The organism is Flavobacterium sp. TR2 (genome assembly GCF_025252405.1).
Taxonomy (GTDB): Bacteria; Bacteroidota; Bacteroidia; order Flavobacteriales; family Flavobacteriaceae; genus Flavobacterium.
Window position 1 is genome coordinate 2,654,014 of record NZ_CP104307.1, and the last position, 19,301, is coordinate 2,673,314.

Below are 19,301 nucleotides of genomic sequence, written 5' to 3' on the forward strand. Positions count from 1 at the left end.
TAGGCTTTTTATAAAGTGGTTACAAGAGTAAATACAAAACAGGTTTAATGAAAATAGGTCTCAAATGAAAATAGGTTTAAAAATTTTGGCGTGCTTTATTCTTTTAATGTCTTGTAGCGAAGAACAGCTTGACAATACAGGAACAGGAAAAATAAAAGGAAGAGTTGTAGACGTGCGCGGATACACAGGAATCGAAAATGCTCGTGTTTCTTCAAACCCCACTACAAGCACAGTTTATACAGATAAAGATGGCTACTTTACAATAGAAAAAGTACCCGTAGGAAAATATGCTTTTCAGGCTCAAAAAGATGGTTTTATTGCCAGATTTGTACCTGCAACAATCGAAGCGGATATTGAAATAGAAGTCATTTTTGAGTTAGAAGTATCAACTGCGACCAACAAACCGCCAGAAATTCCGGTGCTTACTGCGCCTGCAGACAATGCAACGGGACAAGCTTTAAGCCTTGATCTGACCTGGACAGCCAAAGACCCAGAAGGAGATCCGCTTACTTATACGGTTACGGTAAAAAACGGAACTACTGATGAAGTCAAAACATATTCTGACCTAAAAACGACAACTCTAAATATTAAAGATTTAAGTTATAGCACCAAATATTATTGGCAGGTATCGGTTAGCGACGGAATAAATAAGCCCATAAACAGTGTGACAAATTCATTTAGAACATTAGCCTTTCCAAACCCAAGGTATATGTATGTTAAAAAGATAAAAAACAACAATGTCATATTTACAGCAGATGAAAACGGAAATGAACTCCAATTGTCATCAGCTGAGGTGAATAGCTTTAGACCAAGAAAAAATTTGAGCATTAATAGAATTGCTTACATAAGTTCTGATGGATCTTTATACCAGATTTTCAGTATGAATCCTGACGGTACCGATGCAAAAAAAATCACCAATTTTATACCGATAGCAGGCTTCAATATGGATAACGTAAGCTATTCTTGGAGCACCAACGGAAGCCAGCTCGTTTATCCGAATTTTGATAAACTCTATCGTATAAACTCAGATGGATCAGGTTTAATACAGCTGTTTAAAACCCCTAACGGCAAATTTATTTCGGAATGCGAATGGAGCCGCGATGGCAGCCAGATTGTCTTAAAAGTAAATGATGTATCAGGTTATGGCGTAGAAATTTATGCAATAGATATGAATGGAAATGTCTTGTACCAAGTGCTTTCTGGAGTGACAGGAGGTGCAAGCGGAATTGATATTTCGGTCGATAATGCAAGAGTCGTCTATACAAGAGATGTTTCTGGGTTTGAAAATTCAGATTACAGACGACTAGATTCCAGAATATTTATTTACACTGTGGCAACAAACACATCAGCAGAATTGGCTACAAATAAAGAAAATGGTTTCAATGATCTCGATGTGAAGTTTTCTCCAAATGAAGCAGAAGTGATCTTTGTGAATACATCAAACGATGGACTTTCGGCAAAAAATATCCAAACCGCCAGCACAACCGATAGCAGTACAAGGACAACTTTATTCCAAAACGCTTCAATGCCAGATTGGAAATAATTGATAGCAATAAATAGTTTCATGACTAATTTTTATTTCGGATGATCGGCAGAATATAAACTTCTGCCGATTTTTTTATCAATCAAATAATCGAATAAGTCAAAGAATTAAAAAAAGGGATTATCTTTGCACCACATCAACACAAACTAATTTTCATGAGTTCAGATTCTAGCAAAAGATATGCACAAAGAGGTGTTTCGGCATCAAAAGAAGACGTACATAACGCTATAAAAAATATTGACAAAGGTTTATTTCCACAGGCATTCTGCAAAATTGTTCCTGATTATTTAACACAAGACGAGGAACACTGTTTGATCATGCACGCTGACGGAGCAGGTACAAAGTCGTCCCTAGCGTATATGTATTGGAAAGAAACTGGCGATCTTTCAGTTTGGAAAGGAATCGCTCAAGATGCCTTAATCATGAATATTGACGATTTATTATGTGTTGGTGCGACAGATAATATTTTGCTTTCGTCAACTATAGGAAGAAATAAAAACCTAATTCCTGCCGAAGTTATTTCTGCAATCATCAACGGAACAGAAGAATTAATCAGCGAATTAAAATCGTTTGGAGTTACCATTCATTCAACAGGAGGAGAAACTGCCGATGTTGGAGATGTTGTTCGTACCATTATTGTAGATTCTACTGTAACGGCAAGAATGAAACGTTCTGATGTTGTAGATAATGCAAACATTCAAGCAGGAGACGTTATTGTTGGTTTGGCTTCTTTTGGTCAGGCAACTTACGAAAAAAGCTATAACGGCGGAATGGGAAGTAACGGATTAACTTCTGCGCGTCACGATGTTTTCGGAAAATATTTGGCTAAAAAATATCCTGAAAGTTATGATGCAGCAGTTCCAGAAGAACTAATTTATTCAGGACAAGTAAATCTGACTGATGAAGTTGAAAACAGCCCGATAAATGCAGGACAATTAGTGCTTTCTCCAACAAGAACCTATGCGCCAATTATCAAAAAGATTTTAGATAAGTACACGCCAAAAGACATTCACGGAATGGTGCATTGCAGCGGTGGGGCACAGACTAAAATTTTACATTTCGTAAAAGATCTGCACGTTATAAAAGACAATTTATTTCCAGTGCCGCCATTGTTCAAGCTAATTCAAGAACAATCAAAAACAGATTGGAAAGAAATGTACCAGGTTTTCAACTGCGGTCACAGAATGGAGCTTTATGTTCCGGAAAATATCGCACAAGATATTATCGAAATTTCGAAATCATTCAATGTTGATGCACAGATCGTAGGTAGAGTAGAAGCTTCAGATGATAAAAAGCTGACTATTAGTAGCGAATACGGAACATTCAATTATTAAAAAAAAATAACCATATAAGTGATATAAGTTCATTTTAAGTTAGATTGTGAGGCAGAGCGATCCTGAGATTTCGAGTGAAGCCCTATCTTGGTTTATTAAAAAAAATAACCATATAAGTGATATAAGTTCATTTTAAGTTAGATTGTGAGGCAGAGCGATCCTGAGATTTCGAGTGAAGCCCTTCTTGGATTATTAAAAAAAATAACCATATAAGTGATATAAGTTCATTTTAAGTTAGATTGTCAGGCAGAGCGATCCTGAGATTTCGGGAGAAGCCTTACTTTGATGGCAGCTTTTCTGTTTCACTTAGAAAAAAATTATATTTTCTTATATCACTTATATGGTTTAAAAATACTTTACTATGTACGAATTACTTTTTTGGAGATATCTAGATGAAATTTACCTGAATAATCAGGAAGTTTATGAAGCTCTTGTAGAAAAACAAGAAGTTGAAGGTCTGGCCGCGCTTCAAGTTGAAGTAATCGTAAATAGAATTAATTCTGTCTTTTCAGACTGGGAGCGTGTTGACGAAAACAGTTGGAAGAACCCAAAAGGGAAAGGCGCATTTCAAGTCATTACCACACCGCAAAGCATAAAAATTGACTGTTACGGAACCGAAGGAAAAACCATGAACAAGTTAGTTGATGTCATGGAAGAATTCAAATGCCCGCTTTACGATCCCCAAGTTCCAGAACGTTACGACGAAATGAGCGAGTAGGTTTCATTTATTACAAAATGTAAAATGAAAAAAGCAATTGTCTTTGTTTCCAGTATCTTCTTAAGTATTTTTATCGCCACACTTTTCGGCGTTTTACACAATCAATTCACTTATACAATTTCTGATGAATTTTTTACAGAATATCTGTTTGAAAAATTTGGTTTTGTTGAATACGGAAGAAATACTCCAAGATTAACTGCTTCAATTATTGGCGTATGGTCTGTTTGGTGGATCGGTTTATCTGCAGGATTTATATTTAGTTTTATCGGGTTCTTTAGTGGTAATACAAAAGAAATGATAAAAAGTATTAGTACAGCAATAATTATAATGTTGGCTGTGACAATAATAATTGGTTTACTAGGGCTATGTTACGGCTTTCTAGGTTTTTCAAGTTTAGAGTCCACTTGTTGTTTTCCTCTGCAAATAGAAAACGTGAAAAATCTAATTGCTGTTTCTGAAATGCATAAATTTAGTTACGCAGGAGGGGCAATTGGGGGTATATTTGGAATCTTTTGGCACATAAAAATTTTATTAAAGAATAGAATTAAATTATAAAGGCAATATCAATTATATCTTTAGCCATTTTTCAACAGCAAATTCTGTTCTTTTCTGATTTTTTCAGTCAATTGATCGACAAACGTTTTTATCTTTTGCGGAAGCGCATTCCAATTTTGATCCTTTTTAAAAGTTCTGCAATAATCTAAATCGCATTCAACAGCACGAATGGCGTATTTTTTGTTTTTATAAACCGTTATAATCTTCACCCGTCTTATTTCATTGTATTCAGTCCTTGTTCCGTAAACAATCACAGGATCAGTATAGCCGTCTCCGTCAATATCTTTTGTGCTGCAATATTTTGTCCAGAACCAAATACTAGTTTCCTTAGGATCATAATCTTCAAGCAAATCATTAATTCTCCATTTTTCCAAAAAACCACCGTGATCATTTATGGCGCAAATCGCCTGTATTTTAGTATTTAAAGTATCTTTTTTAGAAATCACTTTCTGATTTTCGCCTAAAACCAATTCATAAACACCGCCTTTATCGCTAAATTCAAATGCTCTGTAAATCGGAAAATCGGTTAAGCTTTCAAGTTCTCGCTGCGTAATTTCCTGTTTGGTTAATTTATGGCTTTCAATTTTTTGAGAAAAAATAATTGAAGAAGAAAAAGAAAGTAAAATTAAAATATATTTTTTCATGTTTTGCTTGACTTTTAGTACATCAAAGATATTTAAACCATTTGAGTCCTGCCAAATTTATGTTTTTTAAAAATAGAATTTGTTGTACTTTTCTACATTAAAAGAAAAGCAAAGATTTTAAAGAAAAACCATAAAAATGATCAAAATAAAACGCAGTAATTTTCTTCTTGGAGCATTCGTATTACTTTCTGTAACCCAAGTAATGGCGCAGAGAAAGACAATTCAAAAGCAAAACCTCATTCAATATGTAGATCCGATGATAGGAACTGCAAAAATGGGACATACTTATCCTGGAGCAACAGTTCCTTTTGGAAGCGTGCAATTAAGTCCAGAAACCGATACAATTGCATACAGTTTGAACGGAAAATATAATAAAGAAGTCTATAAATACTGTGCCGGTTACCAGTACGAAGACAAAACGATTGTAGGTTTCAGCCATACTCATTTCAGCGGAACGGGACATTCAGACCTAGGTGATTTTTTAATTATGCCAACAACTGGCAAACTGCAATTGAATCCGGGCGTGGCATCAAAACCATTGTCGGGTTATAGATCGGCATTTTCGCATTCGACAGAAAAAGCAGAACCAGCCTATTACAGCGTTTTTCTGGAAGATCATAAAATTAAGGCAGAACTTACCGCAACAACCCGTGTGGGAATGCATCAATACACTTTTCCAAAATCTGATGAATCGCATATTATTCTGGATCTGATTTCAGGGATTTATAATTATGATAAAAAGAATGTCTGGACATTTGTTCGTGTAGAAAACGATACTTTGATAACAGGTTACCGCCAGACAAATGGTTGGGCGAGAACCAGAACGGTTTATTTTGCAATGACATTTAGCAAACCAATTAAAAGCTACGGACAAGCAGCTCAGGAAAAAAGCGTTTACAGAGGGTTTTGGGGAAGATTTGATCAAACGAAGAACTTTCCTGAAATGGCTGGACAAAACTTAAAATTGTTTTTTGATTTTGATACGAATGAGGGTGAAAAAATCAAAATAAAAATGGCTTTATCGCCAGTGAGTTCTGCAGGAGCGTTGGAAAACATGAAAAAAGAAACGCCTGATTGGGATTTTGAAAAAGTAAAAAAACAAAGTCAGGAAATTTGGAATAGCGAATTGAATAAAATTCAGGTTCAAACTATCCAAAAAGAGGATCTGGTAAATTTTTACACAGCAATGTATCATGCGTTTTTAGGCCCAACCGAATACATGGATTTAGACGGAAATTATAAAGGTTTGGATATGAATGTTCATAAAGCCGAAAATTTTACCAATTATACCAGCTATTCGCTTTGGGATACCTATCGCGCTTTGCACCCTTTGTTTAATATTGTGCAGCCCAAAAGAAATGCCGATATGGTGAGTTCGATGCTGGCACATTCTGATCAAAGTGTGCATAAAATGCTGCCAATCTGGTCACATTATGCAAATGAGAATTGGTGCATGATTGGGTATCATTCCGTTTCGGTAGTGGCAGATGCCATTGTAAAAGGAAATATCAGTTTTGACGCAGAAAAGGCGCTTCAGGCTTGTGTAAACACTGCAAAAGTGCCGTATTATGATGGTCTGGAATTTTACATGAATAAAGGATATGTTCCAGAAGATAAAAGTGGCGCTTCGGTTTCCAAAACTTTAGAATATGCTTACGACGATTGGGCTATTGCTCAAGCAGCAAAGAAATTAGGGAAAACGGATGTTTATAATGAATTCATCACCAGATCTAAAAATTATAAAAATGTTTACGATGAGAAGACAGGCTTTATGCGCCCGAAATTGAATGATGGAACATTTAAGAAAGAATTTGATCCGCTTGATACGCACGGGCAAGGTTTTATTGAAGGAAATTCGTGGAATTACAGTTTGTACGTTCCGCAAGATCCTGCGGATATGATTCAATTGATGGGCGGAAATGAAAAATTTAAAGTTCGTTTAGATTCGTTATTCAATATGCATCTTCCAGACAAATATTTTGAAAATACAGAAGATATTACCAGAGACGGAATCATAGGAAATTATGTTCACGGAAATGAACCCTCGCATCATGTGGTGTACTTATACAATTGGACAGATTCTCCTTGGAAAGCACAAGATAAGATTAGAATGATTTTGAAAAAAATGTACCGAAATGGAGCCGATGGATTGGGAGGAAATGATGATTTCGGACAAATGAGCGCTTGGTATATTTTTAGCAGTTTAGGTTTTTACCCTGTCGCTCCAGGCTCAGACGAGTATGCATTAGGAAGTCCGCTGATGAAGAATGCCGTTTTAAATCTAGAAAACGGAAAAACGTTTGAAGTTGAAACGGTTAATCAATCTGATAAAAATGTTTTTGTGAGTAAGGTTTTGCTGAACGGAAAACAATTAAAAAGACCATTTTTAAAGCATAGCGATGTTATGAATGGCGGGAAAATAACATTTTATATGGCTAGTAAACCAAACAAGAAGGGTTATTAGACGTGTCACCCTGAGCGAAGTCGAAGGGCTATTCGCTACATAAACCCTTCGACTTCGCTCAGGGTGACAAAAGTTAGTAAATGAACCAAACGGTGTAATATCTAAATTCGTGAAAATTTGTGCAATTCGTGGCAGAACAACAAAAAAACTTCACGAAATTTGCACTTCAAATAAAACAATCAATATGAAAATCAATTTAAAATCGGGAATAGATAAACTGCTTTTCGGAATGAAGCAGAATGATGTAACAGCAGCCTTAGGAAAACCTGATAAAAACTATAAAGACGAAGACGACAATGTAATTTTTGTTTACAATGCTCACAAAATGAGATTGACTTTCTATCAGGAAGAAGATCTTAAATTAGGATATATTGTAGCTTCTAGTAATGATTTGGAAGTTTTTGGATTCAAATTAATCGGAAGAAAAATTGCTGATGTAAAGAAAGATTTTGCTGCAAAAGGAATCAACAAATACACTCAGGAAACTTTTGACACTTTCGAAAATTACTTCAACGAAGACAATTGGTTTATTCTTCAAACTGAATTTGATGAGGTTGTGAAGTTTGAAATTGGAGCTATTATCAATAGTAAAGACGAATTTGACTGGAAATTTCCTGTGAAGAAATAATACAACGAAAACTTCGTCAAGTTTTAAACTTTGATAAAGTTAAAATGTAAAGTTTGTCAGGCTGAGCGGAGTCGAAGCCCAACTCAGTGCAGATTTAAACTGCGATGGCTTCGACTCCGCTCAGCCTGACAAGTCTAGCAAAGTTGCAACAAAAAAAAACCGACAATCACTTGTCGGTTTTTTTATGCTGTAAAAAGAAATTATCCTTTTAGCCATGCGTTTTTAAGTTTCTCTTTTGAAGCATCTGTTGCTTTAAAAGTTTCAGCTTCTTCGAATGGTAATTTTACGGTTCCTTTAATAGTTTCTTCTTTTCCGCCGCGTTTTACTTTCAACGTGATTGGATCATTATCTTTCCAGTTTTCACTCTCAGTAACCAAATCATAAATGTTATCCAAATTGTATGATTTATTGTTTACGGCTAAGATTTTATCGCCGGCTTTTAAATTCAGATTTTTGTAGAATTCAACTGATTCTGAATCTGGACGAACAGCAATTTCTTTGGTTGCTTTATCAACTGTAATGTATGGAGTTTGTCCTTTGATGAACGGATTTCCTGTTTTTTTCTCCATTGCTTTTGTAACACCAACTTTGGCCAAGTAGAAATCGTAAGGAATTGGAGTAGTTCCAGCCACATATTTGTTTAAAAATTCTCCAACTTCTGGATAAGTTAATGAAGTGATTTTAGCAAATAATTCATCATCATTGAATGGTTTTTCAACTCCGTATTCATCAGATAATTTATGCATTAAATCCAAAATGCCTCTTTCGCCATTGCTTTTTTCTCTAATGATAATGTCTATGCACATTCCGATTAAAGCTCCTTTTTGGTATACGTTTAAGTATTGGTCTTTATAAGGCTGTTCTAATACATTTTTGCTCATTACAGTAAATGACATTGTATCGTCTAACTGCTTAGATTGCTGAATTTTATCGGCAATACGAGTGTAGAATTCAGCTTCGTTAATCAAACCTTGATTGATTTGGAAAAGATTAGCAAAATATTCTGTTACACCTTCATACATCCATAAATGCTCAGACATTTTCGGTGTATTGTAATCAAAAAACTGAATTTCTTTTGAGTGAATAGTCAATGGAGTTACAATATGGAAGAATTCATGAGAAACAACATCTTTCATAGATTCTACCAATTTTTCTTTTGGCATAGATTCTGGCAAAACCACAGTTGTAGCCGTTGGGTGTTCTAAAGCTCCAAATCCATGAGCATCGTCTTTTGCCATAGATGACAAGTACAATAGCACAGTATATTTTTTAGTAGAATTTACTTTTCCTAAAAAGTTTTTCTGTGCCGTCATCATCGTTTTCATCTCTGGAGTAATGCTTTCTGCAGTATATTTTCCAGTAGGAGAGTAAACGGCAATTAAAATATCCATTCCGTTTACATTAAAAGTAGTGTAATCTGGTTTAGAATACATAATTGGATTTTCTACCAAAATAGCGTAGCGAGAAGTGGTAAACACATCAGAAGTATTGCTTGCATCTTGATCTGTCATAGAAGTTGCTCCCCAAAGTGTTTCAGGATGCGTAATGGTAACTTTGTACGGAATATCTAATTTGTCTTGAAAATACCCCACAAATCCATGAGTATTTACCATGAAATTTTTGCCTGCATCGATGTTTGTTCCTGCTGGTGAGAAAACATCATCATTTCCAAATCCAGTTCCTTTTTCAGTATCGAAAGTGTCGTTTACCAAATAAGTGATTTTTTTTAATGCTTTTGCGTTTGAGATAGACCAAGAATTGTCGCCTAATCTCTTTACTGTTAACGGGTTTCCTTTAGCATCAAATGCTTTGAAATCTTCAGAATATTTTCCGTAATTGTCTGTTGAGTAAGTTCCTGGAACAGTTTTCGGAATGCTATAAACAATTTCATCTGTTTTTATAGCTGGCGGTGTCACAGTTACTAAGACTTTATCGTCTTTAACATCGGTTAAATTGATATTCACTTCAACTATATTGCTTTTTGCGGCTCCAGTGCTACCTGTTTTACAGCTCCATAAAGTAACCGCTAGAGCTAAGGTGTAAAGTATTTTTTTCATTTCTATATGTTTAGTTAATTATATTTGACACAAAAAACACCAAAAAGTTACTAAAAAATCACATTAAATTTAAAAATAAAAAAAAACTCCTGAAAAACAGGAGCATTTATGTTAGTCTAATTTGTTTTTGATATAATATTTTCCATCCAAATCTTCATCAAAATCATCTATTTTTACTGGTTTTGGTTTTGGTTTATTTGCAATTGCCTTCTTTTTCCACATCTCAAATTTTTCAAGAGGCATTTTCTTTTTCATGATGTCCAGGACTTCTTTTTCTGCCAATCCAAATTCTTTTTTTATAATTTCAAATGGATTTCTTTCTTCTAAAGCTAACGAAACAAGTCTTTCAGTCTGTTCCGGAGTCAATTCTTTGCGGCTACTCTTTTTCATCTCGTGAAAATTAATTCAAAATAGGGTGTTAATTATTAATAGATTGATTTTCAATTCTTGTATCAATATTAAAAAAAAAAATAATAAGTTGTTTCAGTAAAGTGCACTTTTTTTAGAGAATTTAGCTGTTTTTAAAGGATCTTGATTTTTGAAATGGAATTTTTAAGAGATTCTTCAATTGATTGTTTTCTTCAGCACGCATATGGGTGTCTACACCGTATACGAGCTGGTCTTTGGGCAAATAGGTGAACGTTCCAAAAATTCTATCCCAAACAGAAAAGATATTTCCATAATTGCTATCTGTATAAGGCAGCACGTAATGATGATGCACTTTATGCATATTTGGAGAAACAATAAAATAGCTTAAAAAAACGTCTAGCTTTTCTGGAAGTGAAATATTGGCGTGATTAAATTGTGAAGCAATAACCGATAAGGACTGATATAGAAAAACCATCCACATTGGAGTTCCAACAATTAAAACGCCTAAAGTGGTAAAAATAAAACGGACTACGCTTTCTCCTGGGTGATGTCTGTTTGCTGTCGTAGTATCAATCCAAGTGTCGGTATGATGCACCAAATGAAACTGCCAAAGAATTTTTACTTTGTGCTCTACCAAATGGGCTAGGTAAGCTCCAATCAAATCCAAAAGCAGCAAGCCAATTATGGTATAGAGCCAAGTTGGCATTTTAGGAAGCCACTGCAGAATTCCAAAATTATTGTCAATTGTCCAAGCGGCAGTTTTTATTAAAATAAAAGCAAGAATAAAATTGACCACAATAGTCGTGAACGTAAAAAAGAAGTTTATCCCAGCGTGAGGCCATTTTTTATATTGCATTTTAAACAAAGGGAAACTGTTTTCGATAAGCCAAAAAATGGTAATGCCGCCAACTAGAATTAGGCTTCTGTGCGACGATGGAATCGTACTGAAGTAAGAAATGATTTCGTTCATAATACAATAATATTTGAGTTGAAATAAAGTTTCTTTGTCGATCTTGATCCAAAAAAAAAGAGAAAATCAAATATAAATATATCAGATTTTCTCTTTCGATTTAAATTGTGCGCCAATAATTGGCTATTATTTTTTGATGAGGCTTATTACAAATAGTAAAACCCATGCGCCACCTACAGCAATCAGAATCTGCCACAGAAGGCCTCCGCCTCCAATACCAAGTTTTCCGGCAATCCATCCTCCGATAAATCCGCCTACAATTCCAACAATGATATTGCCAAGTAAACCAAAACCTGAACCTTTCCAGATTTGACCAGCAAGCCATCCTGAAATGGCACCTATAAGTAAGAAGTATAAAAATTCCATATTTTCTTGATGAGATAGTTGACTTCTTTCTTCTAATTATGCTTCTTCATGATTTTGAAGCAGTGTCTTATAAAGAAACCCGGCAGCTAATGCACCAAGAATAGGGGCAACCCAAAATAGCCAAACCTGAGATAATGGCTCCCCGCCGACAAAAATAGCTTGGGATAAGGATCTCGCTGGATTTACAGAAGTATTCGTAATTGGAATACTGATCAAGTGTATTAAAGTTAAAGCCAAACCGATTGCAATTCCTGCAAATCTTCCGTTTGCAAATTTATCAGTTGCTCCTAGAATCACTAGTAAAAAGAATAAAGTAAGCACAAATTCTGCAATAAAGGCAGACTGTAACGAATAACCATCAGGAGAAAAAGCTCCAAAACCATTAGATGCAAAGGCACCGGCTTTTGTATTGTCTATTGCAAAACCCGCTTTTCCTGAGGCTATCGTGTATAAAGTTCCTGCTGCCGCAGCAGCTCCCACACACTGTGCAATGATGTACGGAATAAGATCTTTGGCAGAAAATCTTCCGCCAGCCCATAAACCAAAAGAAACCGCTGGATTAAAATGACCGCCAGAAATATGGCCAACAGCGTATGCCATTGTAAGTACCGTTAAACCAAAAGCTAAAGCAACACCCGCAAATCCGATCCCTAAATCTGGAATTCCAGCAGCAAAAATAGCGCTTCCGCATCCGCCAAAAACAAGCCAATAAGTCCCAAAAAACTCTGCAAATAATTTTTTCATAATAAAATAATTTAATGGTTAATGTTTAGAATGTATATTGGTATGCCCAATAAATTAAAACAAATTGTAAGGGCAAACGTACAAATAAAATCCATCTTGGTAAACCAAAACCTGCTTTTTTATTTTGAAACATATACAAATTGGCAGGAAAAACAGCAATTAATAGCATTATAATTCCCCAGGCAGCAAAATGTGACGAAAAAGGCAGGATTAGAAAGATGCCTAAAATGATTTCGGCGGCACCACTTAAAATATTTATTAATTTGGGGTTTTTAAATGCGGGAGGAATGATTTTTACATACATTCCAGGACTTCTAAAATGATTTATTCCAGCAAGAATATATAAGCAAGCCATTAAATATAAATGCCAAGGTAAAATCATGATATTTAATTGTTTATCACGAATTTATAAAAAAATTAACAATTATTGCATTACAGATGTACTTTTTTTAATAATGCTTATTGAGAGTTATTTTTTTAACTTGAAATTTACATTCATAATAATTATGGCAAGAATGATCAATACAATTCCGACCCATTGCGAAAAGATTACTTTTTCGTTTAATAAAACATAGGCCATCATGACAGAAACTGGCAGTTCAAGAGCAGAAACAATACTTCCTAATCCGATTCCCGTTAGAGGAAAACCTGCTGTCATTAAAAGAGGCGGGATAATAGTGCCAAACAGCGATAGAACAATTCCCCATTTTAGGAAAATTTCTAGATTGAAAGCAGTTGCCTGAGTTGCAAAAGCAAACGAAAAAACAATTATAGCGCCACCTAGAAGCATATAAAGACTTCTTTGCGCCGAAGAGATTTCTGTAGCTACACGATTTGCAGTAAACATAGTTGTAGTAAAAGACGCTGCAGCCAGCATTCCCCAAACTAATCCTCTCCAGTCTAACTCGATATCATTATTGATAATATTTGTTGCTAAAACGGTCCCAAACAGCACTATAAAAACCGCAATTACTTTTTGCTTTGAGGGCAGTTTTTTCTCTAAAAACATTTCCAGTAAAACTCCCATCCAAACGGTTTGCATTAATAAAACGATTCCGATAGAAACAGGAATATATTTTACGGCCAAATAATAAAATAAGCTTGTCATTCCTAATGAAGTTCCGGCAAGCATTAAATTGAAAATGTTTTTAGGAGATGCTTTTACGGCTGCATTTTTGTTTTTAATGCGTTGAAAAAGATTAATTAGAAGAATACCAAGAATTCCGTAAATAAATTGTGAGGTTGTGACTTCTGCAGTTGTGTATCCTTCAGAATAAGCCATTTTTACAAAAGTGGCCAACATTCCGTAAGTGGTTGCTCCCAAAGCAACAAGAAAAACACCTTTTAATACATTATTTTGCGACGTCATAAATTATTATTTTTAAAAAATTAAGCCGGCAAAGGTAAGCTATTTTGTTTAGGATTCTATCGTACTATGTTGAAAATAGTGATTTAATGACAATAAAGTTTAAATTTAAGGCCATGAATTAAGGATTCTTTAAAAAAAGAAAATGTTTGAAAAAGAAAAACCATCAAAAAATAATTCTGATGGCTTTTTATGATTATAAAGAATAAATCTTCTCTTTAGCAATTACTTAGGCTGATTTTGATAGGTTTCAATTTCAAAAATTAAAGTTGCATTTGGAGGTATTACTCCGCCAGCACCTTTTTCACCATAAGCTAAATTTGAAGGCAGGAAGAAAATTGCTTTTTCTCCGTCTGTCATCATATCAAGCGCTTCAAGAAAGCCTGGAATCATACCGTCTTTTTTGCCAACTGTAAAAGGAAAAGCTTTGTAACCGCCTTGGGCATCTCTGTTAGCATCATATTTTCCGTATGCTTTTGCCACCTGAGCCATGCTGCTGTCAAATAAGATGCCGTCTTCAAAATATCCTGCATAGTGAAAGTAGATTGTAGATCCTTCAGCGCCTTTAACGCCATTGCCTTTTTGAGTGATTACATATTTCAATCCAGAAGCAGTTGCAGTAGCTTTAGCTTTCATGTCTTTGAAATAAGCCGCTTTTGCAGCCACAATTTTTTTAGCTTCTTCTTTTTGCAGTTCTCCTTTTTTCATTTCATCGCTAAAAATTTTGACTGCATCAAATTTCTTGGCAGCTGCTCCTTTGCGTGTAATGGTAATTTTATTCATGATATCATCCTGAACAATTTTATTTACATTGTCCATACCCGAAACTACATGACCGAATATCGTATGTTTTCCGTTTAGCCAAGGAGTTTCTTTGTGTGTGATGAAAAACTGGCTTCCATTTGTTGCGGGTCCAGAATTTGCCATAGCTAAAACGCCGCCTTTTTCAAATTTTAATTCTCCAACAAATTCATCTTTAAAAGAGTAACCAGGGTCTCCAGCGCCAGTTCCTTGCGGATCGCCACCTTGAATCATAAAATCATTTATTACTCTATGAAATTTTAGGCCATCATAAAATGGCTTTCCTTTTAAACGCTCTACTTTTACATAAGGATTTTTGCCCTCTGCCAAAGTGATGAAGTTAGCAACCGTCACGGGCGCTTTTACATATTCTAAAGAAACTACAATATCTCCCTTTGTAGTAGAGATGGTAGCAAAAATCCCTTCGTTAGGATTGGCCGCTACAGCAGTTTTACTTGCAGGCTTTGCTGCTGGTTTTGCAGCAGGTTTTTTAGTTTGAGCCTGAATGTTTACTATTGCTAAGCAAAATAAAAACAGAAATTTAAATTTCATTGCTTTTTAATTTTTAAGTCTATAATTCAACTATTGTTTATCTGAAATCTGAATTTCGAAAATAATATTAGCGTTTGGCGGTATTACGCCTCCAGCACCAGTTGCTCCATAAGCCAAGTGAGATGGAATGAAAAGAACTGCTTTGTCTCCATAAGACAATTGTTCTACTCCTTCAATAAAACCAGGGATCAAACCGTCTTTTTTTCCAGCTTGAAATTGAATTGGCTGGTAGCCGCCTTGTGCTTCTCTTGCAGGATCATATTTTCCAAATTGTTTTGCTACTTCTGCAATGCTAGTATCAAATAAAGTTCCGTTTTCAAGGAAACCTGCGTAGCTAATATAAATTTGGCTTCCGGCTGCAGGTTTTTTGCCATTTCCTTTTTCTGTAATTGCATATTCTAAACCGCTTGCAGTTTTTGTTGCTTTTGCTTTTAAGGCAGCATACGAATCTACTTTTTCTTTTTGAACTCCTGCATATTTGCTTTGCTCTTTTGCGATGTCGGCAAAATAATCGTGGAATACTTTTACGGCATCAAATTTTTTAGCCGCTTCACCATTTCTAATAATAGTAACAGAAACTATATTGTCGCCTTGAACTACTTTGTTTACCACTTCCTGATCTTTAGCGCTTACAACATGGCCAAAAATAGTATGAAGATTATTTAACCAAGGAGTTTCGACATGAGTGATAAAAAATTGGCTGCTGTTTGTGCCAGGACCGTTATTGGCCATTGCTAAAACTCCAGCTTTGTCAAATTTTAAATCTGAGAATTCATCTTTAAATTTATATCCTGTATCTCCCGAACCAGTTCCTAATGGATCTCCGGTTTGAATCATAAAACTTTCAATTACTCTATGAAATTTTAAACCGTCAAAGAATGGCTTCTTTTTAAGGTTTTCGTGCGTTACAAACTCGTTTTTGCCTTCAGCCAAAGTCACAAAGTTAGCTACTGTTATAGGAGCTTTTTTGTAGTCAAGTTCTACGATGATGTGACCTTTGTTTGTCTCGATATCGGCATATAAACCATCTGGCAGATTACTGTGATCGTCCTTACAAGAATAAAATGAGCTTACAGCTATTAGTAATAATAAAATACTTTTTTTCATTTTAAGATATTGTTTTTATTGAGTTAATGTGTCTTTTTTAGGTTGTACTGCAGGTTTTGCCACAGTAGGTTTCGGTGTTACAGTTTGTGTCGACTGCGAAGCTGGTTTTGCTGTTTGCGCCGTTGGGTCTGGAACAAAATTTCTAAGTGTAACGGTAACGATTAAAGATTCGTTTGGGCCAATTTTTTTGTTGTCTCCATGATATCCGTATGCCATATGCGATGGAAATAAAAATGTAACCGTTTCATTTTTATGCATTCTCTTAATTCCATCGCGTAAACCCATCATAATGTCTTGTTTGTCTACATAATAGGTTTGCGGACCAAGATCAGATTCAGAATAAATGACATTTCCTTTAATATCTTTTACTTCCATATTGAAGTATGCAATATCGCCTTTTCTAGGTGCTGTGGTTTCTGCTGCATTCTTTTCTTCGTAGCAAAACCAGTACCCTTTTGGAGTGGCGTAGTATTTTACTTTCGGATTGCTTTTGATGATTTTTTTAATAACATCTTCTTCGTTTGCCACTAACTTTTTATTTCGGTCAGCCGATTTTTTCATGAATGTTCCTGAAGCTCTAGAAATAGGTCTTCTGGCTTCTTCATGATGCTTGCAGCCGCTTAAGAAAACAGCAAAAAGCAAAGTGTAAATGCTAAGTTTTAGGTAATTCATGATTTGGACTATAATTTTAGTTTTTTGACTAAATCTTCAAATTTATTTACTGTTTCTTCCATAGAAGCTTCAGACCTTCCGCCGGCAGCATTGATATGCCCTCCACCATTAAAATGATCTCTTGCAAACTGGTTTACATCAAATCCTCCTTGAGAACGGAAAGAAATTTTAATGATTTTTTCTTCTTTGTTTTCAATAAATATAGCTGTAAAAACAATTCCGCGTATGCTTAATCCGTAATTTACGATTCCTTCAGTATCGCCTTTTACATAGTTAAACGAATCAAGTTCTTCCTGTGTGAGCGTCATGTAAGACGTTTTATGTTCTTGAAAAACTTTCATGTTTTGAAGCGCACGGCCTAATAACTGCAAACGGCTAAAAGAACTATTATCGTATAGCAAGACTGGAATTTGGGTGTTTTCGACTCCTAAATCGATCAGTTCGGCAATAATTCTATGCGTATTTCCAGTTGTTCCCGGAAAACGGAAAGAACCAGAATCGGTTAAAATTCCTGTATAGATGCAAGTGGCGATGTTTTTGTCAAGATCTTCTTTTTTATTCAAGAAGCTGATAAAATTATAAACCATCTCGCAAGTAGATCCGTACGAGGTGTCTGAGTATGTGTAAGCCGCGTAATCATGAGGTTTCTCGTGATGATCGATCATGATAAACGGAGCAGTAAGTTTTGCGAGAGTATGCTCCATTTCGCCAGTGCGGTGAAAAGCATTAAAATCAAGCGTAAAAATAAGCTCGGCTTCTTCTAATATTTTAATACAGTTTTGAGTGTCTTTTTCATAGATTTTTACAGTTTCTGAACCTGGAAGCCAAGCTAAGAAATCAGGAAAATCATTTGGAGAAATAACGGTTGGCTGATGATTATTTTTGAGTAAAAAATGGTACAAAGCTAAAGTAGAACCCATGGCATCACCATCTGGTCCTCTGTGCGGAATTATTGCGATTTTCTTTGGCGCAGCAAGCAATAACTGAATTGCTTGAATATCTTGTATTTTCATAGTGTGCGAATTTACATTTTTTTAATGTAATGCTGAAAATAATTTTAGAATTCAAAAGGCAGTTAGGATTGAAATTTGGAATTTGGATTTTGTAGTTTTAAAAATAGGAGTTTAACCTCTGGTATAATTTATATTTCGCGCCTTTTACAATCTGAGATTTGTAGATTCCAACAGAACCAGAAGAGAAATACGCAATTGTGCAGGCGATTGCAATGAAGATTCCAGGAGCAATTCCGAATAATTCCATTCCCATAACCGTACAGGCAATAGGAGTGTGGGTCGCGCCAGAGAAAACAGCCACAAATCCGATTCCTGCTAAAAGTGCAATGGGCATCGGAATTACTGTTGATAAAGCGCTTCCTAAAGTTGCTCCGACAAAAAATAAAGGAGTTACTTCGCCGCCTTTAAAACCAGCTCCTAGTGTGAATCCTGTAAATAAAATTTTTAGCAGAAAATCGTACCATTGGCTAGGATTTGAAAAGGAATCAACAATAACAGGAACGCCTAATCCTGAGAATTTTGTAAATCCTAAACCTGCAATGGCAATGGCTAAAACGACTCCGCCAATTACAGGACGAAGCGGTGGATATTTAATGCTTTTTGAAAAAAGAGAACCCCAAAAATGAGTGCTTCTGGAAAATAATAAGGCAGCAAATCCTGATAAAATGCCAACAATTAGGGTAAAAATAATATTGTTTAAACTAAGTTCGGGAATAGTTGGAATGCTGTAGTGGGTATGTTTTATTTCCCAGAATTCTACAGTAAAATAAGCAGCGTAAGCCACTAGAAAAGAAAGCAGAATGCTTTTAAAATTAATTTTACTGAAGTATAAAACCTCCAAAGCAAAAATAGCTCCTGCGAGAGGCGTTCCAAAAACAGAAGCAAATCCGGCACTGATTCCGAGAATGATTAAAATTCTGCGTTCTGAATTGTCAAGATTGAAGAATTTGGCAAATTGATCGGAAATTGCGCCCCCCATCTGAACTGCCGTTCCTTCTCGTCCTGCAGATCCTCCAAATAAATGTGTAAGCAATGTTCCTAAAAGAACCAAAGGAGCCATTTTAAAGGGAATGACTTTCTTAGGGTTTTCGTATTCTTCAAGTAAAAGATTGTTTCCCTTTGCAACAGATTCTCCCCAATAGTAGTAACTCAATCCGACCAAAAATCCGCCGAAAGGCAAGAGCCAAATAATCCAGTCATGCTGAATTCTAAATTGTGTAACCCATTCTAAAGAAACTAAAAAGAAAGCAGATGCAGAACCTGAAAATATACCGACTAAAACACAGATAAGAATCCATTTAGGAAGTGAAAGCAGGAATTGTTTTGTATTTTGAGTAGTCATTAAGATTTGAGTGATTTTTTTGCCACGAATTCACAAATTTAAAGAATTGGATTCTT

Annotated in this window: 19 protein-coding genes; 6 read left to right on the forward strand and 13 right to left on the reverse strand. The window is 35.4% G+C overall.

The window, feature by feature from the left end; all coding sequences use genetic code 11:
- Window positions 1–64 precede the first annotated feature (64 nt).
- The 4 genes from N4T20_RS11695 (at window position 65) to N4T20_RS11710 (ending at window position 4,150) form a co-directional block, all read left to right on the forward strand.
- On the forward strand, window positions 65–1,543 hold the full coding sequence (locus N4T20_RS11695) for a carboxypeptidase regulatory-like domain-containing protein (RefSeq protein ID WP_260669333.1): 1,479 nt from the start codon (window positions 65–67) through the stop codon (window positions 1,541–1,543).
- A gap of 155 nt (window positions 1,544–1,698) precedes the next feature.
- Window positions 1,699–2,877 carry an AIR synthase related protein gene (locus tag N4T20_RS11700; protein WP_260669334.1) on the forward strand — a complete coding sequence of 393 codons (1,179 nt, stop codon included), beginning with the start codon at window positions 1,699–1,701 and terminating at the stop codon, window positions 2,875–2,877.
- A gap of 361 nt (window positions 2,878–3,238) precedes the next feature.
- Window positions 3,239–3,595 (forward strand): hypothetical protein, encoded by a 357-nt coding sequence (locus tag N4T20_RS11705; RefSeq protein WP_260669335.1) that lies wholly within the window; start codon window positions 3,239–3,241, stop codon window positions 3,593–3,595.
- 24 nt (window positions 3,596–3,619) lie between these two features.
- Window positions 3,620–4,150 carry a hypothetical protein gene (locus N4T20_RS11710; protein WP_260669336.1) on the forward strand — a complete coding sequence of 177 codons (531 nt, stop codon included), beginning with the start codon at window positions 3,620–3,622 and terminating at the stop codon, window positions 4,148–4,150.
- A gap of 20 nt (window positions 4,151–4,170) precedes the next feature.
- On the opposite strand, the gene N4T20_RS11715 is transcribed toward N4T20_RS11710, so the two are convergent.
- Window positions 4,171–4,794 carry a M949_RS01915 family surface polysaccharide biosynthesis protein gene (locus N4T20_RS11715; protein ID WP_260669337.1) on the reverse strand — a complete coding sequence of 208 codons (624 nt, stop codon included), beginning with the start codon at window positions 4,792–4,794 and terminating at the stop codon, window positions 4,171–4,173.
- A gap of 136 nt (window positions 4,795–4,930) precedes the next feature.
- Here N4T20_RS11715 and N4T20_RS11720 point away from each other — a divergent pair, with 136 nt between their 5' ends.
- Together N4T20_RS11720 and N4T20_RS11725 are read left to right on the forward strand one after the other, a co-directional pair.
- Window positions 4,931–7,258, forward strand: a complete 2,328-nt coding sequence (locus tag N4T20_RS11720) for a GH92 family glycosyl hydrolase (protein WP_260669338.1) — start codon at window positions 4,931–4,933, stop codon at window positions 7,256–7,258.
- Window positions 7,259–7,442: 184 nt separating this feature from the next.
- Entirely contained in the window at window positions 7,443–7,886 is a 444-nt protein-coding gene (locus N4T20_RS11725; RefSeq protein ID WP_260669339.1) for a hypothetical protein, read from the forward strand.
- Window positions 7,887–8,086: 200 nt separating this feature from the next.
- Here N4T20_RS11725 and N4T20_RS11730 read toward each other — a convergent pair whose 3' ends face one another.
- The 12 genes from N4T20_RS11730 to N4T20_RS11785 form a co-directional block, all read right to left on the reverse strand.
- Window positions 8,087–9,943 (reverse strand): peptidase M61, encoded by a 1,857-nt coding sequence (locus N4T20_RS11730; protein WP_260669340.1) that lies wholly within the window; start codon window positions 9,941–9,943, stop codon window positions 8,087–8,089.
- Window positions 9,944–10,054: 111 nt separating this feature from the next.
- Window positions 10,055–10,333 (reverse strand): DUF2805 domain-containing protein, encoded by a 279-nt coding sequence (locus tag N4T20_RS11735; RefSeq protein WP_008462445.1) that lies wholly within the window; start codon window positions 10,331–10,333, stop codon window positions 10,055–10,057.
- Window positions 10,334–10,454: 121 nt separating this feature from the next.
- Complete coding sequence (locus N4T20_RS11740) at window positions 10,455–11,282, reverse strand: sterol desaturase family protein (RefSeq protein WP_260669341.1); 828 nt, start codon at window positions 11,280–11,282, stop codon at window positions 10,455–10,457.
- Between the two features lie 126 nt (window positions 11,283–11,408).
- Window positions 11,409–11,648, reverse strand: a complete 240-nt coding sequence (locus N4T20_RS11745) for a GlsB/YeaQ/YmgE family stress response membrane protein (RefSeq protein ID WP_260669342.1) — start codon at window positions 11,646–11,648, stop codon at window positions 11,409–11,411.
- 36 nt (window positions 11,649–11,684) lie between these two features.
- Window positions 11,685–12,392 (reverse strand): aquaporin Z, encoded by a 708-nt coding sequence (aqpZ, locus tag N4T20_RS11750; protein ID WP_260669343.1) that lies wholly within the window; start codon window positions 12,390–12,392, stop codon window positions 11,685–11,687.
- A 25-nt stretch (window positions 12,393–12,417) separates the two neighbouring features.
- A complete protein-coding gene (locus N4T20_RS11755; protein ID WP_260669344.1) occupies window positions 12,418–12,774 on the reverse strand; it encodes a DoxX family membrane protein in 357 nt (118 codons plus the stop codon).
- 87 nt (window positions 12,775–12,861) lie between these two features.
- Entirely contained in the window at window positions 12,862–13,761 is a 900-nt protein-coding gene (locus N4T20_RS11760) for a DMT family transporter (RefSeq protein ID WP_260669345.1), read from the reverse strand.
- Window positions 13,762–13,983: 222 nt separating this feature from the next.
- On the reverse strand, window positions 13,984–15,111 hold the full coding sequence (locus tag N4T20_RS11765; protein ID WP_260669346.1) for a peptidylprolyl isomerase: 1,128 nt from the start codon (window positions 15,109–15,111) through the stop codon (window positions 13,984–13,986).
- A 30-nt stretch (window positions 15,112–15,141) separates the two neighbouring features.
- Window positions 15,142–16,218: a peptidylprolyl isomerase gene (locus N4T20_RS11770; protein ID WP_260669347.1), complete on the reverse strand. Its 1,077-nt coding sequence runs from the start codon at window positions 16,216–16,218 to the stop codon at window positions 15,142–15,144.
- Between the two features lie 15 nt (window positions 16,219–16,233).
- Window positions 16,234–16,890, reverse strand: a complete 657-nt coding sequence (gene gldI, locus N4T20_RS11775; RefSeq protein ID WP_260669348.1) for a gliding motility-associated peptidyl-prolyl isomerase GldI — start codon at window positions 16,888–16,890, stop codon at window positions 16,234–16,236.
- A gap of 8 nt (window positions 16,891–16,898) precedes the next feature.
- A complete protein-coding gene (locus N4T20_RS11780; RefSeq protein WP_260669349.1) occupies window positions 16,899–17,903 on the reverse strand; it encodes a DHH family phosphoesterase in 1,005 nt (334 codons plus the stop codon).
- Window positions 17,904–18,000: 97 nt separating this feature from the next.
- A complete protein-coding gene (locus tag N4T20_RS11785) occupies window positions 18,001–19,245 on the reverse strand; it encodes a voltage-gated chloride channel family protein (protein ID WP_260669350.1) in 1,245 nt (414 codons plus the stop codon).
- Window positions 19,246–19,301 lie beyond the last annotated feature (56 nt).